The sequence below is a fragment of the Streptomyces sp. NBC_01446 genome, assembly GCF_026340095.1.
Lineage (GTDB): Bacteria > Actinomycetota > Actinomycetes > Streptomycetales > Streptomycetaceae > Streptomyces > Streptomyces aureus.
The window spans coordinates 118,477-133,395 of sequence record NZ_JAPEPO010000003.1; the positions used below are offsets into that span (position 1 = coordinate 118,477).

At 68.8% G+C, this 14,919-nt stretch carries 11 protein-coding genes and 5 pseudogenes; 11 read left to right on the forward strand and 5 right to left on the reverse strand.

Annotation, left to right across the window (positions count from 1 at the left end; genetic code table 11):
- Positions 1 to 9 precede the first annotated feature (9 nt).
- The 4 genes and pseudogenes from OG456_RS44670 to OG456_RS44685 all read left to right on the forward strand — a co-directional run.
- Positions 10 to 776, forward strand: a pseudogene (locus tag OG456_RS44670) (NADP-dependent oxidoreductase); the annotation flags it as partial.
- Positions 777 to 1,131: 355 nt separating this feature from the next.
- Positions 1,132 to 2,301 (forward strand): annotated as a pseudogene (locus OG456_RS44675) (PAS domain-containing protein); the annotation flags it as partial.
- Between the two features lie 240 nt (positions 2,302 to 2,541).
- Positions 2,542 to 3,245: pseudogene (locus tag OG456_RS44680) on the forward strand (SpoIIE family protein phosphatase); the annotation flags it as partial.
- A gap of 17 nt (positions 3,246 to 3,262) precedes the next feature.
- On the forward strand, positions 3,263 to 4,417 hold the full coding sequence (locus OG456_RS44685) for an ISL3 family transposase (RefSeq protein WP_266571751.1): 1,155 nt from the start codon (positions 3,263 to 3,265) through the stop codon (positions 4,415 to 4,417).
- Between the two features lie 37 nt (positions 4,418 to 4,454).
- Here the strand turns inward: OG456_RS44685 and OG456_RS44690 are convergent.
- Positions 4,455 to 4,995: pseudogene (locus tag OG456_RS44690) on the reverse strand (transposase); the annotation flags it as partial.
- A gap of 38 nt (positions 4,996 to 5,033) precedes the next feature.
- Here OG456_RS44690 and OG456_RS44695 point away from each other — a divergent pair.
- From OG456_RS44695 to OG456_RS50970, 3 genes and pseudogenes are all read left to right on the forward strand, one after another.
- A complete protein-coding gene (locus OG456_RS44695; protein ID WP_266570880.1) occupies positions 5,034 to 5,486 on the forward strand; it encodes a helix-turn-helix domain-containing protein in 453 nt (150 codons plus the stop codon).
- Between the two features lie 42 nt (positions 5,487 to 5,528).
- A complete protein-coding gene (locus OG456_RS44700) occupies positions 5,529 to 5,780 on the forward strand; it encodes a hypothetical protein (protein ID WP_266570881.1) in 252 nt (83 codons plus the stop codon).
- A gap of 42 nt (positions 5,781 to 5,822) precedes the next feature.
- A pseudogene (locus OG456_RS50970) lies at positions 5,823 to 6,002 on the forward strand (IS30 family transposase); the annotation flags it as partial.
- Between the two features lie 549 nt (positions 6,003 to 6,551).
- Here OG456_RS50970 and OG456_RS44705 read toward each other — a convergent pair.
- The 4 genes from OG456_RS44705 to OG456_RS44720 all read right to left on the reverse strand — a co-directional run bounded on the left by OG456_RS44705 (position 6,552) and on the right by OG456_RS44720 (position 11,048).
- Positions 6,552 to 8,171: an MFS transporter gene (locus OG456_RS44705; protein ID WP_266570883.1), complete on the reverse strand. Its 1,620-nt coding sequence runs from the start codon at positions 8,169 to 8,171 to the stop codon at positions 6,552 to 6,554.
- Positions 8,172 to 8,206: 35 nt separating this feature from the next.
- Positions 8,207 to 9,580 carry an alpha/beta hydrolase gene (locus tag OG456_RS44710; RefSeq protein ID WP_266570884.1) on the reverse strand — a complete coding sequence of 458 codons (1,374 nt, stop codon included), beginning with the start codon at positions 9,578 to 9,580 and terminating at the stop codon, positions 8,207 to 8,209.
- 101 nt (positions 9,581 to 9,681) lie between these two features.
- Positions 9,682 to 10,512 carry a PaaX family transcriptional regulator C-terminal domain-containing protein gene (locus tag OG456_RS44715; RefSeq protein ID WP_266570885.1) on the reverse strand — a complete coding sequence of 277 codons (831 nt, stop codon included), beginning with the start codon at positions 10,510 to 10,512 and terminating at the stop codon, positions 9,682 to 9,684.
- A gap of 89 nt (positions 10,513 to 10,601) precedes the next feature.
- Positions 10,602 to 11,048 carry a MarR family winged helix-turn-helix transcriptional regulator gene (locus OG456_RS44720; RefSeq protein WP_266570886.1) on the reverse strand — a complete coding sequence of 149 codons (447 nt, stop codon included), beginning with the start codon at positions 11,046 to 11,048 and terminating at the stop codon, positions 10,602 to 10,604.
- A 77-nt stretch (positions 11,049 to 11,125) separates the two neighbouring features.
- Between OG456_RS44720 and OG456_RS44725 the strand changes: the two genes are divergently transcribed.
- From OG456_RS44725 to OG456_RS44740, 4 genes are read left to right on the forward strand one after another with little or no spacing between them, the layout of a single operon-like run.
- Positions 11,126 to 12,061, forward strand: a complete 936-nt coding sequence (locus tag OG456_RS44725; protein WP_323136460.1) for an SDR family oxidoreductase — start codon at positions 11,126 to 11,128, stop codon at positions 12,059 to 12,061.
- Positions 12,062 to 12,066: 5 nt separating this feature from the next.
- Positions 12,067 to 12,936 (forward strand): amidohydrolase family protein, encoded by an 870-nt coding sequence (locus OG456_RS44730; RefSeq protein WP_266571753.1) that lies wholly within the window; start codon positions 12,067 to 12,069, stop codon positions 12,934 to 12,936.
- 11 nt (positions 12,937 to 12,947) lie between these two features.
- The gene (locus OG456_RS44735) at positions 12,948 to 14,435 is read left to right on the forward strand and encodes a long-chain fatty acid--CoA ligase (RefSeq protein WP_266570888.1); all 1,488 of its coding nucleotides are present in this window, start codon (positions 12,948 to 12,950) and stop codon (positions 14,433 to 14,435) included.
- 25 nt (positions 14,436 to 14,460) lie between these two features.
- Positions 14,461 to 14,916, forward strand: coding sequence for a MaoC family dehydratase (locus OG456_RS44740; RefSeq protein WP_266570889.1), 456 nt, complete (start codon positions 14,461 to 14,463; stop codon positions 14,914 to 14,916).
- Positions 14,917 to 14,919: the final 3 nt, after the last annotated feature.

Sequence of the window (14,919 nt, forward strand, 5' to 3'; positions counted from 1 at the left end):
CCCGGTCGCGACTGGCCCGCAACCACGTCCGACCGCGCCGGCCGCGACCGCACCCCGACCGTGCCGGGACACGAGGTCTCGGGCGTCGTGACGGAACTCGGCTACGGAACCACCGGTCTCACCGTCATCCAGCGCGTCTTCGGGCTGACGGACTGGACCCGCGATGGCTCGCTCACCGAGTACGTCGCCGTGGAAGCCCGCAATCTCGCTCCGCTCCCCGCCGACGTCGACCATACGGTGGCAGCCTCGCTGCCGATCTGCGGACTGACCGCCTGGCAGGGTCTGTTCGACCACGCACACCTCACTACCGGTCAGACCATGATGATTCACGGCGCCTCGCCGTCCAGCTCGCCCGCGAGGCGGGAGCCCGCGTCATCGGCACGGGCCGCTCCGCCGACCGGGACACCGTCCTCGGCCTGGGCGCGCACGCGTGCCTCAACCTGCAGGCCGACCGGTGGGAGGACGCAGGCCAGGTCGACGTGGTGTTCGACGTGATCGGCGGCGACGTGCTCGAACGCTCGGCCGCGCTCGTGCGCGCCGGCGGCACGCTCATCACGATCGCCCACCCGCCCACCGTGCGCCCCGACGACGGGCGGGCCCTCTTCTTCGTCGTGGAACCCGACCGCGCAGGCCTCACCGACCTCGCCCGGCGACTCCGGGAAGGACGGCTCGAGGTGCGGGTCGGCTCCGTTCGGGCGCGGGCCGAGGCAGCCGCCGCCTTCACCCCTGAGCGGCGCATCGCCGGCCGCACGATCATCCGCGTCGCAGAGGAGTGAGGGTGAGGACACCGGCTCTCCGTACCGCGGAGGACCCACTGCGAGGAAGCAACCGCCTGGTCGCACCGCGCACACCCTCACGCCACCAGCCCCCGAACGTCATGGGGTGTCTGACCAGACGCGCAGCTCGGTTTCGCCGCCGGCTTGCCGGATCCGGTCGGCGTATTCGACGGCTTCGTCGCGGAGAGATTCGGCGGGCACTGACATTGCGGTCATCGAGCAGTGGCCCCCTGCCGTAGAGGGGCCGGCACATGCGCGGCATAGTTGCAGTATGTCCAGTGATGGTTCTACGAGCTCCGCAGCTGGAGAGTGGGCCGTGCAACCGGGTGACGTCCTGGCAGTGCTCAGTGCCGACATGACGGTCTCCGTGTGGACCGGGGCCGCCGAGCGCCTATGGGGCTATTCGGCTGACCAAGCGCTCCATAGTCCCGCCAAGGGCCTGCTGGTTTCGGGCGCCCCGGAAATTCCCCGTATCTTTGCCGGCAGCCCCTGGTCAGGGCGGGTGCGGATCCGCCGCTGCGACGGCCATGAGTCAGCTGTGGATCTGCGGATTACTCCTCTGGACACTGACGGCGGCGCGGGTTGGCTCGTTTGGGGGCCGAACACATTTGGCCGGCCAGGCCTGGATCCGGCAGCGGCGGATGCGTTCTTTCACCACTCGCCGATCAGTCTGGTCATCTGGGACCGGGAATTGCGCTGTGTCTGGTTCAACGACAGCGTTCACAATCAGGACATCTACAGCTCCGAGCCGGAGCTGGGCGGCTATGTCACCGATGTGGTCCGCGCTCGTCACCCAGAGATTCTGGAACGCGCTATGGCGCGCGTATTGCACAACGGGGTGCCGCTCCTCGGGTACGAACTGTGGCCGACCGAGGCTCGCGCCCCCGACCGTTACTACTGTGTTGCCTTGATCCGTCTCGATGGACCGGACGGTCGACCGCTGGGCGTCTGTTCTGTGGCTGTGCAGGCCAGCACCGGGCAGGAAGTCGGAGGACTTCGCCTGCTCAACGAGGCGAAAAGCCGCATTGGCACAGATTTGGACCCGTTGGTCACCAGCCAGAGGCTGGCGGAGACAGCGGTACCGAACCTCGCCGACTACGTCACCATCGACCTCGTCGAGGCCGTGCCGCTGGACAAGGAGCCGTTGAGACGCCTCAAGTCCACCGATACGAGAATCCCTGGCTTCTACCGCGCCGGCGCCGCTTCCATCCACGCCGATCTTCGCGAGTCTCTCTGGGCGCGCGGAACGCCGGTCTACGTTCCGCCAGCATCCCCTTTCACCACCGTGCTCAAAAATCGTAGGTCCTACTTCGAGCCTGTTCTCGACACCTCCCCCGGCGCTTGGCTCGACAACGACCCGGATCGGGCCCACGTCATTCGCCAGACCGGAATGCATTCCCTCATAATCGTCCCCCTGCAGGCCCGCGGTGCGACACTCGGCATCGCCGTCTTCGTGCGCAGCCAGAACCCGGTTCCGTTCAGCAAGGCAGACCTTGCTCTTGCCGAGGAACTCACGGCCCGGGCCGCACTGATCATCGACAACGCCCTGCGATACACCCGAGAGCGAACTGCCGCGCTTGCGATACAACGCGCCCTGGTGCCGCACCACTTGTCAGGCGGCAGCACAGTCGAGGTGGCCACCCGCTACCTGCCCGCGGACACGCACGCCGGCGTCGGCGGCGACTGGTTCGACGTCATCCAACTGTCTGATGGCCGAGTGGCCTTGGTCGTGGGAGATGTTGTCGGTCACGGCATCAACGCGGCCGTGACCATGGGACACCTGCGCGCCACGACCCGTGCGCTCAGCAAGTTGGAATTGCCGCCCGCCGAATTGCTACATCTCATGGATGAACTCGCCGTCGACATCGCCCGTGACCGTTTCGACGACGGCACCTCCACACCATCGGCTTTTGCAGCCACCTGCCTCTACTGTGTGTACGACCCGAAATCTCAGCGATGCACCATGTCCAGTGCCGGCCATCCCCCACCCGCGATCATTTTCCCGGACGGATCGGTCGACTTCGCCGAAGTACCTCCAGGTGCACCCATCGGGGTGGGATTGGGCTCCTTCGAATCGACCGAGGTGAAGCTACCGGACAGCAGCGTGATAGGGCTGTACAGCGACGGTCTGATCGAGACGGAGCACGACGTCGACCGGGGACTGCAGCGGCTGCGCACCGCTCTCGCCGGCCCCATTTCCAGTCTGGACGACCTATGCACATCGGTCGTCGACACCCTGGCCCCGGACGGACCGATGGACGACGACATCGCCCTCCTTCTGGCCCGCATCCACCCCGCCGCTGACTAGAACGGCTACCACGCCCTGGTGATCGGCGCGCTCACCGGCGAGGTGGTGCGCCGGGCCACGGGGCACACGCTCCGGGAGGTGTGCGAGGAGCGGGTGCGCGCGCCGTACGGCATGGCTTCCTGAGGCTGCCCGAGTCCGAGGAGCCCCGCTTCCGCGCGGTCAGGACACGCTGCTGCGGCTGGTCAGAGCCCTGCCTGAACCGGAGGTCGGCGAGGTGGAGGTCCTCGGAGTCGACGACTTCGCTTTCCGCAAGGGCCGTCACTACGGCACGGTGCTGATCGACATGGCCACCCACCGTCCACTGCATCTCTACGACGGGCGCGAAGGCGAAGACCTCGCCGCATGGCTCCGCGACCACCCCGAGGTGAAGGTGATCAGCCGGGACCGGTCCAGCGGTTACGCGGAGGGCGCACGCATCGGGGCGCCGCAGGCCGAGCAGGTCTCTGATCGGTATCATCTGTGGGCCAATCTCGGCCAGGCGGTCGAGAAGACGGTGAACGGTCATCGCTCCCGTCTGGCCGAACCGCCTGCGGAACCCGCTGACATTCCCGACGAACCGCAGGTAGTCCAGCCGCAGACGGAGCTGAAGATCGTGACTCGGCTCCGTGAACAGCATGCCGCTGCCCACGACCTGTGGCAGCAGGGGATGTCGAAGGCGGCGATCGGCCGGAAAATCGGACTGCACCAGGCCACCGTCCGTAAGTTGGTTAACGCCCCTTCCGCGGACGACGTCATCGCCAAGAGCCTGCAGCGGGCGCACATCGTCGACCCGTATGCCGGCTACCTGCACCGGCGCTGGAACGAAGGCGTCAGAAACGCCGCCCAGCTCTACCGCGAGATTCAGGAACAGGGCTATCCCGGAGGCGAGTTGGCCGTCCAGCGTCACCTGCGCCGCTACCGAACCGGGCGCGGACACGCACCCGATCCGGGACCAAAGCCTCCATCGGTCCGCGAGGTCACCTCATGGATCATGACCCACCCCGAACACCTGCGGGACGAGGACGCCAGCAAGCTCCGCCGGCTGCGTGAACGCGATCCCGACCTGGACCGGCTCACCGGGCACGTCAGGAAATTCGCCGTCATGATGACCGCACGCCATGGCGACCGCCTCGAGGACTGGATCACCGAGGTCGAACGAGACCCCTTCGCCCCACTCGCGCGCTTCGCCCGCAACCTCCGCCGCGACTTCGACGCCGTCCGCAACGGCCTGTCCCTGCCGCACAGTTCCGGCGCCGTCGAGGGCAATATCAACCGGCTGAAGATGCTGAAGCGGCAGATGTTCGGCCGAGCCGGCCTCGATCCCCTTCGCAAACGCGTCCTGCTCGCGCGATGAGTCCAGCCCGTCCGGATCACAAGATCGTCGACAGAACCCGAATCTTCACGTTGATGGCGTCAATGAACACGACTGGATAGACGCGGTCGAGAGGCCGGTTGGACCGCTCGGCCATGCCGTCCATCACCTTGTCCGTGATCGTACTGATGGTCGTCTTGGACACGTTGGTGCCGTAGACCTCGGCCAGGTGCGAGGAGATCTCGCCGTGGGTGAGGCCCTTCGCGGACAGCGAGAGGACCATCTCGTCGACGCCGGTCAGCCGGCGCTGCCGCTTCTTGACGATGGCCGGCTCGAAGGAGCCCTCGCGGTCGCGGGGCACGTCGATCTCGACCGGGCCGATGTCGGTCAGCACCGTCTTGGACCGGGTTCCGTTGCGGGAGTTGCCGCCGTCCTTGCCCGCCGGATCGTGGGTTGCCATAGCCGAGGTGGTCGGTGATCTCGCCCTCCAGGGCGGACTCCAGAACCGTCTTGGTCAGCTGCAGCCCCTTACTCCGGGCCTGCTCGACGAGCTGGTCAATGAGCTTCTGCTCAACCGCCGCGGTCTCCAACGACGGTTCCGCCTGGTCATCGGCGGCCACGGACTCGGTCACGGTGTCAGTCACTTGATGTCTCTTCCATGATCATCAATTACACCGGTGAGCGTACAGACCCGATGAAGGTCGACCTGTGGCGGCGGTGGAGGTCCGGGGAGTCGATCAGCGTCATCTCGAGACAGATCGGCAAACCACCCGGCTCGGTGTTCACCGTCCTCAAGCACCACGGAGGAATCGCTCCCGCGCCCCGCAAGGCGCGCGCTGGAAGCCTGACCTTGGGCGAGCGGGAGGAGATCTCACGCGGGCTTTGTGCCGGCCATTCCTACCGGGCGATCGCCCGCCTGCTGGGGCGTGCGGTGTCGACGATCAGCCGTGAAGTCGGCAACAACGGCGGACGCGACGTCTATCGGGCAATCGCTGCGCAGGAACGGGCACTTGACCGTGCCCGGCGCCCGAAACAGTGCCTGCTCGCCGCCAGACCGGCGCTCAGGCAGACGGTACTGACCCTGCTCTGCGAGGAGTGGTCACCCGAGTAGATAGTCGGCCACCTTCGTCGTTATCACGGCAATGACCCGGCGATGGAGATCAGCCACGAGACGATCTACCGGTCGGTCTACACCGCCCGGTGGAAGGTGATCCCCCGCGAAGTCTGCAAACGCCTTCGCACCGGCCGCCCGATCCGGACGAACAAGCGACACACGGTGAAGGGGCAATGGCGCTCGCAGATCACCGATGCCCGGCCGCTCGAGGAGCGCCCCCAGGCCGCGGAGGACCGCAGCGAGCCCGGGCACCTGGAAGGCGATCTGGTCATCGGCTCGAACAACAGCTAGGTCGCCACACTGGTCGACCGGAAGACGCGGTTCCTCACGGTCGTGAAACTCGCCAGCCGCCACACCAACGTGGTCGTTCCAGCTCTGGCCGCGACATACACGCGCATGGACTCCCGACTACGCGGCACGCTGACCTGGGATCGCGGCATGGAACTGGCAGCCCACAAGCGTCTCAGCGCTGACACCGGCGTCGACGTGTTCTTCGCAGCCCCACGCAGCCCCTGGCAGCGCGGCACCAACGAGAACACCAACAAGCTGCTCCGGCAGTACCTGCCCAAACGTCCAGCCCATCTCGGTGTAGCAGCTCCCGGCCCGGATGCCTTTGATGGCGGCCGCGGTGTACGACACGGTCGGGTTCGGGAGTGCGTCGAGGGGCCACCAACCCCAGCCGAGGCACTTGTCCGGCTCCAGCCCACGGGGCTCACCTGTCCACTGCCGTGCACGGAATGTTGCCGTCCCCGACGGACCCTCGGTCACGGTGGCGGGGAGGATCCGCTAGAACGACGGCAGGATCCCCGCCACCGCCATCAGGTCGGACTCGGTGCTCAATCCCCGCACCTCCGAGTACCCCGAGCCGCTCGGCAGTCGCCGAAACCTCGCCGGGTCGGCCGGCAAAAGCTGCTCCTCCTGCCGCCGAAGGCGATCACATGGAGCACCGAAAGGCGTGCACCCGGCCGGCGGGCCGACGAGCGCCGTGGGGCGCGGATCGGGGCGTTCCGGCATGTCGCCACCTCCCTGTTGGCCGCCGCGGTGATCCGACCAGGACACGTATCAGGTGCGGCTCCGGGATCCCTCAGCTTCACCACACGACGGTCGTGCCGTTTCTACGGGGCTCGGGACCGCGCTGCCGGCGGAGCGGCCGCGCAGGGCGACCAGCGCCAGCAGGGCGGAGACCAGCGCCGCCGTGCCGCAGACCACGAAGCCGATCGCGTAGCCGTGGCCGAGGGCCTCCAGCGCCAGTGGATGCAGCTCGGCCAGCTTGGGTGAGGCGGCGGACGCGCCGTTGACGGCCAGGGGCCCGCCCTCCTCCAGTACCGCGGACCCGGCGCCCTTGAGCGACTCGGGCAGTGCCGAGGCGTGCAGCGAGGAGTGGAAGCCGCTCGATGCCTGGCTCAGTGCCACCGCGCCGATGACGGCGGGGCCCAGGGTGAAGCCGAAGTCGCGCAGCTGGTTGGTGGTCGCGCTCGCCATCCCGGCCAGGTGCAGCGGAACGGTGTTGACGGCGGTCGCGGTGATCGAGGAGACCGTGACGGCGAAGCCCAGACCGACCAGACCCAGCGGCAGGATCAGCGACGTGAACGCCCGGTCCGTGATCGGAAGGGTGGCCGCCCAGTAGTCACCCGCGGCGATCAGCACCAGCCCCGAGCCCAGCAGCAGGCGCGGCGTCACGGACTTCAGCAGGCGCTCCGTCAGCGGCAGCATGGCCAGGGCGATGCCGTTGAGAAGCAGGAAGGCCATGGCGGTGCGCATCGGCGGCTGGTCCTGCACCGGGCCGAGGCGGATACTGACCGCGTAGGCGGTGCCGAGGAAGCCGAACATGCCCACGACGGCGACGACGGAGGCGACGGCGAACGACCGGTTACGGAACAGATCCAGCCGCAGCAGCGGTGAGGCGGCCCGGAGTTCGGCGAGGACGAACAGCCCCAGAGATGCGGCGGCGACGACGAAGGCGGAAACGATCGGGGTTGAGGCCCAGCCGTCCGTGGGACCCTGGATGATGGCGTAGAGGAGCGCGAACAGGCCGATGCCGATCGTGATCTGACCGGCCGGGTCCAGTGAACGACCCTCGGGGGAGCGGGAGTCGGTGGCGAAGAGCGCGCTGATCGCCGCGCTTGCCGCGGCGATGACGGTCACCACGACGAAGGACCACCGCCAGGAGCCGTAGGTGGCGGTGATGCCGCCCAGCAGCGGCGCGAGGAATCCACCGGTGGACAGCAGCGCCGCCCACAGGGCGATGACCCGGGCCCGCTGGGCGGGGGAGGTGGTTCCGGCGGCCAGGATCGCCAGCGAGGCGGGGAAGAGCGCGGCCGCACCGAGGCCGGCAAGGGCCTGGCCGAACCAGAGTTGGTGGATACCGGAGGAGGTGGTGCTGACCACCTCGCCGACGGCGAGCAGTGCCGCGCCGCCTACCAGCAGCCGCTTACGGCCGAAGAGGTCGCCCAGCAGGCCGAAGGTCAGCTCCAGCACGGCAACGGGCAGCAGGAAGGCATCCGATATCCAGGTCAGCTGGGAGCCGACCGGCTGCAGGTCGTTCTGGAACAGTCCGTTGAGCGTGGCCGGGATGGCCAGCCCGATCTGGGCGAGACAGACGGCCAGCAGTCCGGCGACAAGTGTGCCCTTCGCCAGGCCCGGACCTATGGCGGCGGAGGCGGAATCGGTCTTCGTTGACACGGAGGGCTCCTGGGAAATGGGTGAATGACGGACGGTCAGCGACCGGAGCCGGTCAACGGGCCCGGACGGTAGGCGGTGAAGGCCGCACCGTCGAGGTCCAACTCGGTTGCGTCGCGCTGGAGTCGGGCAGCAGTGGTGGCGTCGTCCCAGCGGCCCGAGTCCAGCCGGTGCTCCAGCGCGTGGAGCGCGGCGACGACTTCGGCAGTGGTGAAGTTGCAGTGGCCCTGCCGGGACACGTAGGCCTGCCGCAGCAGCGAGGAGGCGCCGGCCGCGCGGACGCGCCGGGCGAAGGCGTCCTCCTGCTCCACGGGGACGAGCTGGTCGGAGGTGGTGTGGATGTCCAGCAGAGGTACGGAAAGGCTCTGACCCGCGGTGGAGCTGTGCTCGAGGCGCGCCACGGCCTGCGGGTCGGCGGTGATGCGCGCATTGCGGGTGAGCGTGGCGAGGTCGGAGCGGAGATCGATTCCGGCGGTCCGGTAGAGCGACTGGACCTGCCGGGCGTGGACGGACCCCCGCAGCCGTGCGGCGTAGTCGGTCCCCTTGTTCCAGGAGGTGTTGCCGCCCGCCGACTGCTCCACCGACCAGCGGCCCGGGACGATGAAGGAGAGCAGCCCCTGGGCGAGCCAGGCGTACTGCTGGGCCTGCTGCCCCGCGTAGTCCGAGGCCGCGGGTGCGCTCTGGCCGGGCGCCCAGTCGGAGAGGTTGAGGTAGGCCGCGGCAAGGGCGATCCGGGCGCGGCCGGCGGCGGTCTGCTGCGCCGCGGTGACGGCTGCAGTCAGGCGGGTGGCGAGTGCGTTGGCCTCGGCGGCGCCGGCGAGGCCGACGAGGCGGTCGGCATCGGCGGGGTCGAAGAGGGTGGCCAGCGTGTACTCGGCGTCGAGCTGGTAGTTGTCCAGGTCCACTCCGCCCGCGACCAGCCCGCACAGGCCCAGGGCGCCGTCGATGCGGCCGGCGCCGTCGCGGGCGATCTGCGCGTTGACCAGGCCGCCCATCGACTGCCCGACCGAAATGGTCCGGGTGGGGGTGGCGACCTGCTTCCGGAAGGCGGTGAGGGCGGCGAACTGGTCGCGCTCGGCGGAGTCGAGTGCCCACATGGAACCGTGCGGGTCGTAGGAGGAGCCGATGAGCGCGTAACCCGCTTCGAGCAGCGCCGACTTGGCGGCGGAGCTCGGGGCGTCGTCCGCCGTGGTCGGGCCGAAACCGTGGCTGAAGAGCAGGACGGTGCCCTTCCAGTGCGCGGGGGTGTCCGCGATCCAGGTCGCACCGTCGGAGAGTGTTCCGCTGATGTGGGCCGGGCCTGTCGCGGCCGGGGACGGACTGTCCGCCCGGGCGGCGACCGAAGGGGCGGTGAGGGAGAGGAGCAGCGCTGCGCAGGTGGCGGCAAGCGTGCGGGGGCGCATTCGAGGCATGGGAAAGCTCCACAGTGTGGTGGGGGAGCGTGCCGAAGTGCGACGAATGTAGGTCTGGTTCAAGACGGCCGTCAATAGAATGACGAATAACATTGAACGGCTCAGTCCAGCGGGACGGTGTCCAGCAACTCCGCCGCAGCCAGCGCCGCAGGCCGCTCCCAGCGCCGGGACAGTCCGCGGAAGACGGACTCCGCCCGTGCGGCGGGCCAGTCGGCGGGCAGGTGTTCGGCAGGCAGGTGCGGGTCCTGCCGTACGAGACTCAGCCAGTCGGCGTGCAGCAGGAGTTGACCGGCCAGTTCCCCGGGAAACTCCGGAACCGGGTCGGTGCGGTCCCAGCGCTTGAGGAAGGCCTGGTGGCGGGCGCCGACGGCCGGGATGTCGAAGGCCTGCTCCAATACCTCGCGTACCTCCGTCGGAGAGGCCACGGTCGCCCGGAAGACGCGAAGATACGGCTCCAGGCCGAGCCCGGACACCGCCTCGCGGACGTCCACCGGGGCCGGCGCCACCCACAGTCCGTTCTGCAGCGGGCCGAACCCGGCCCAGACCAGCCGGGAGCGCAGGTCATGGCGCTCGCTGCGCCAGGCCTCCGGCAGGGAGAAACCGACCATCGTCCACTGCCCGTCCCAGTCGCGGTTGACCGCGCCGGTGTGCCAGATCCGGTCACGGCCGTCCTCGAGCACCGTCGCGGCGTGCGGGGTGAGCCCGAAGTACGTCTTGCGGCCCTGGCGGTGGCGCTCGAGGAGGCCGCGCCGCACCATCCGGTTGAGGGTGGAGCGCACAGCCTCCTCGCTGACGCCGACCTGTCCGAGCACCGCGATCACACTGCCGGAGGAGACCGCGAGGGGGCGCCCCAGCAGATGGATGCCGAAGAAGGACAGCATGACGGACTGGGTGCGCGGCTCGGGCGCATCGGGGGTGTCGGCACTGGTCACGGGCCCAGCGTAGAGCCGTACCGGCCGGCCGTGAGCAATGTACGTTCTTTCCGTGACGGCCGTCTCTCATCCATCCTGCTTTGTGCCGGTCAGGGCGCGTCGGGCGCTTCGGCGATGCGCAGCAGCAGTGCTTGCAGGGTGCGGCGCTCCTGTGGGTCGAGTGGGGCGAGGAGGGTGTCGGTGACCCTGGATCCGTCTTGCTCGCTCTCGCTCAGCAGCTTGGTGCCGGCGGGGGCGAGGACGACGATGCGGTTGCGCCGGTCCTTGGGGTCGGGCCGCCGCTCGACGAGACCGAGGCGCTGGAGATCGTCCACCAGGCTCACGATCGCGCTCGGGTCGTATCCGAGCCGGGTGCTCAACTCCCTCTGCAGGGCGCCCTCGACGGTGGCGAGGTAGCGCAGCAGTGCGTAGTGGCGCAGGCGCAGGCCGTGCTGTTCCAGCTCGGAATTGAACATGCTGCCCGAGCGGAGACCGAGTCGGTAGAGCAGATATCCGGTGTCCGCGTGCAGGCCGTACATCCAGGGGGCGTCAGTCATGGGAGTCAGCATGTCGCAGAATGACTGCCAGTGACAACTATTGACGAACACAATGGTTTCTCTTAGCTTCCTTCTCCATGAGTACTGAACTCCTCCTGGATCTCACCGGCAAGGTCGCCGTCGTCACCGGCAGCGGGCGCGGCCTCGGCCTTGCCTATGCCACCGCCCTCGCGGCGGCCGGTGCCTGTGTCGTCGTCAACGACCTGGACGCAGAGGTCGCCGAACAGGCCGCCAAGTCGATCGTCGAGGCGGGCGGCCGAGCCGTCGCCGAGGCCGTCGCAGTCGGCACCGCCGAGGCCGCGGACCGTCTCGTGGCCCGCGCGGTCGACTCCTTCGGCCGTCTCGACGTCATGGTCACCAACGCCGGCATCCTGCGCGACCGGGTGCTGTGGAAGATGACCGACGACGACTTCGACGCCGTCGTGAGCACCCACCTCCGCGCCACCTTCACCTGCGCCCGCGCCGCCGTGGTCCGGATGCGCGAGCAGGGCGAGGGTGGCAGCCTCGTCCTCGTCGGCTCCCCGGCCGGGCAGCGCGGCAACTTCGGGCAGACCAACTACGCGGCCGCCAAGGCGGGAATCGCGGCGATGACCCGTACCTGGTCGATGGAGCTCTCCCGCTCGGGTATCACCGCCAACGCCGTGGTGCCCGTCGCCGCCACGTCGATGACCGAGACCATCCCCGCCTTCGCGCCCTATATCGAGCAATGGAAGCAGGGCTCGCCACTGCCGGACTTTCTGCGCAAGGGCGAGGGCTTCGGCACCCCCGAGGACTGTGCCGCCCTCGTGCCCTTCCTCGCCTCGGACGCCGCCCGCGACGTCACAGGCCAGTGCATCGGCATCGGCGGCGACAAGCTCACCCTCTGGTCGCACCCGCAGGAGATCGCCCTCGCGTACGCCGACGGGGGCTGGAGCCCGCAGACCATCGCGGACAGCTGGCACGGTTCGGTGGGCCGCGAACCGCAGAGTGTCGGCATCCCCGCCCCGCGGCTCCCCTCGGAGGCCGGGGCATGAACGAGATGGATCTCGACCGACTGACCGCGATCGACGTGCACACGCACGCCGAGGTCTCTGCCAAGGGCATCTCCTCCCTCCCGGAGGATCTGCACGAGGCATCGAGCGGCTACTTCAAGGTCGAAGGCAGCCGGAAGCCGACGCTCCCCGAGCTGGCCGCCCACTACCGGGAGCGGCAGATGGCCGCCGTCGTCTTCACCGTCGACGCGGAACACGCCACCGGAACCCCGCCCGTACCCAACGAGGAGGTCGCCGAGGCCGCCGCGGCCAACCCGGACGTCCTCATCCCCTTCGCCTCCATCGACCCCTTCCGGGGAAAGGCCGGGATCCGCGAGGCGCGGCGGCTGGTCGAGGAGTACGGGGTCAAGGGATTCAAGTTCCACCCCAGCATCCAGGGCTTCTTCCCCAACGACCGGATGGCGTACGGGCTGTACGAGGTCATCGAGGAGACCGGGACCATCGCGCTCTTCCACACCGGCCAGACCGGCATCGGCGCGGGCGTCCCCGGTGGAGGCGGCATCCGCCTCAAATACTCCAACCCGATGTACGTGGACGACGTCGCCGCCGACTTCCCGCACCTCAAGGTCATCCTGGCGCACCCCTCCTTCCCCTGGCAGGACGAGGCCCTCGCCGTGGCCACCCACAAGCCCGGGGTCCACATCGACCTCTCCGGATGGTCGCCCAAGTACTTTCCGCCGCAACTCATCCAGTACGCCAACACACTGCTGCAGGACAAGGTGCTCTTCGGCTCCGACTACCCGGTGCTCAGCCCCGACCGCTGGCTCGCCGACTTCGAGAAGCTGCCCATCAAGGACAGCGTCCGGCCCAAGATCCTCAAGGACAACGCCGCCCGGCTGCTCGGGCTCCTCTCCTGAAGGAGCGTCATATGCGTAATGAGGGCATCGGATCCTGGCCCGCGCGCCGGGCCAGGAAGACACCCCACCGCACCGCACTCGTCCACGGTTCCCACCACCTCAGCTACGCCGGCCTGCACGAGCGCAGCAGCAGGCTCGCGCAGGCGCTGCGCGCCGCCGGCGTCCGGCGCGGTGACCGAGTCGCGTACCTCGGGCCCAACCACCCCGCCTACCTCGAAACCCTCTTCGCCGCGGGCCTGCTGGGGGCCGTCTTCGTTCCCCTCAACACCCGGCTGGCCGCTCCCGAGATCGCCTACCAGCTGCGCGACAGTGGCACCCGCGCTTTGCTCTACGCCCCGCAGTGCGCCGCACTCGTTCCGCGGGACGCACCGCCAACGGCGGTGGAAATCGGCCCCGGTTACGAGGAGCTGCTCGCCGGTGCCGACGCCGGGCCGATCGACGAGACGGTCGCCCCAGACGACCTCTGCCTGATCATGTACACCTCGGGCACCACCGGTCGCCCCAAGGGCGTCATGCTCACCCATGCCAACCTCGTCTGGAACGCGTTCAACGTCCTCGTCGACCACGACCTCACGGCCGACGAACGCGCCCTGGTAACCGCCCCGTTGTTCCACACCGCCGCACTGAACATGCTGACCCTGCCGGTCCTGCTCAAGGGCGGCACCTGTGTCCTGGTCGACTCATTCGACCCGGCCGCGACCCTGGAACTGATCGACGAGCACCGCGTCACCTTCATGTTCGGCGTCCCCACCATGTACGACCTGATCGCCCGCCAGCCCGGCTGGGACGGCGCCGATCTCTCCTCGCTGCGGCTGCTCACCTGCGGCGGCGCCCCGGTGCCGACCCCGCTCATCCGCACCTATCAGTCCCGCGGCCTCACCTTCCTCCAGGGCTACGGAATGACCGAGGCCGCCCCGGGGACGCTCTTCCTCGACGCCGAACACGCGACGAGCAAGGTCGGCTCGGCCGGTGTCCCGCACTTCTTCAGCGACGTACGGGTGCTCGGCCCCGATGAACACCCCATGGCCCCCGGCGCACTGGGCGAGGTTGCGGTCCGCGGCCCGCACGTCGCCGCCGGCTACTGGGGGCTGCCGGAGGAGACCGCCGCGGCCTTCCGTGACGGCTGGTTCCACAGCGGGGACGCGGCCCGCGTGGACGAGGACGGCTATGTCACCATCGCCGACCGAGTCAAGGACATGTACATCTCCGGCGGCGAGAACGTCTCACCCGCCGAGGTCGAACTCGCCCTGCTGGCCCACCCCGATGTGGCGGAATGCGCGGTGATCGCCGTCCCGGACGACAAGTGGGGCGAGGTCGGCCGGGCGGTCTTCGTCGCCCGGGAGGGCAGCGAGCCCGACCCCCAGGAGGTGCTGGCCTCACTGGCCGGAGTACTCGCCAAGTACAAGATCCCCAAATCGGCGGTACGGGTGGAACAGCTGCCGCGTACCGCATCCGGGAAGCTCCTGAAGCACAAAGTCCGTGCCCAGCACGGAAACTGACAACCAGACAAGGAACGCAACCATCATGACCGTCACCGTCAACGGGCTGGACGAACTCAAGTCCCTCGCCGGAGCCGAACTGGGCACCAGCGACTGGATCGACATCACCCAGGACCGGATCAACGGCTTCGCCGACGCGACCGAGGACCATCAGTGGATCCACACCGACCCCGAACGCGCCGCCGCCGGCCCCTTCGGCGCACCCATTGCCCACGGGTATCTGACGCTGTCGCTGTTCATCCCGCTCTTCACCGGGCTGCTGGACGTCCAGGGCGTCAGTACCAAGGTCAACTACGGCCTCAACAAGGTCCGTTTCCCCGCGCCGGTGCCGGTGGGATCGCGCATCCGCCTCGTGGCGCGCCTCGCGGCGGTCGACGAGGTCGCCGGAGGACTGCAGATCACCGTGGACGGGACGGTCGAGATCGAGGGCGGGACCAAGCCGGCTGCCGTACTGCAGAGCCTGTCCCGCTTCTACGCCTGATAC

Coding starts and splice junctions, on each gene's coding strand:
- OG456_RS44695 (WP_266570880.1), top strand. CDS start 5,034: ATGATCATCAATTACACCGGTGAGCGTACAGACCCGATGAAGGTCGAC.
- OG456_RS44700 (WP_266570881.1), top strand. CDS start 5,529: ATGGAGATCAGCCACGAGACGATCTACCGGTCGGTCTACACCGCCCGG.
- OG456_RS44710 (WP_266570884.1), bottom strand. CDS start 9,580: ATGCCTCGAATGCGCCCCCGCACGCTTGCCGCCACCTGCGCAGCGCTG.
- OG456_RS44720 (WP_266570886.1), bottom strand. CDS start 11,048: ATGACTGACGCCCCCTGGATGTACGGCCTGCACGCGGACACCGGATAT.
- OG456_RS44725 (WP_323136460.1), top strand. CDS start 11,126: ATGAGTACTGAACTCCTCCTGGATCTCACCGGCAAGGTCGCCGTCGTC.
- OG456_RS44730 (WP_266571753.1), top strand. CDS start 12,067: ATGGATCTCGACCGACTGACCGCGATCGACGTGCACACGCACGCCGAG.
- OG456_RS44735 (WP_266570888.1), top strand. CDS start 12,948: ATGCGTAATGAGGGCATCGGATCCTGGCCCGCGCGCCGGGCCAGGAAG.
- OG456_RS44740 (WP_266570889.1), top strand. CDS start 14,461: ATGACCGTCACCGTCAACGGGCTGGACGAACTCAAGTCCCTCGCCGGA.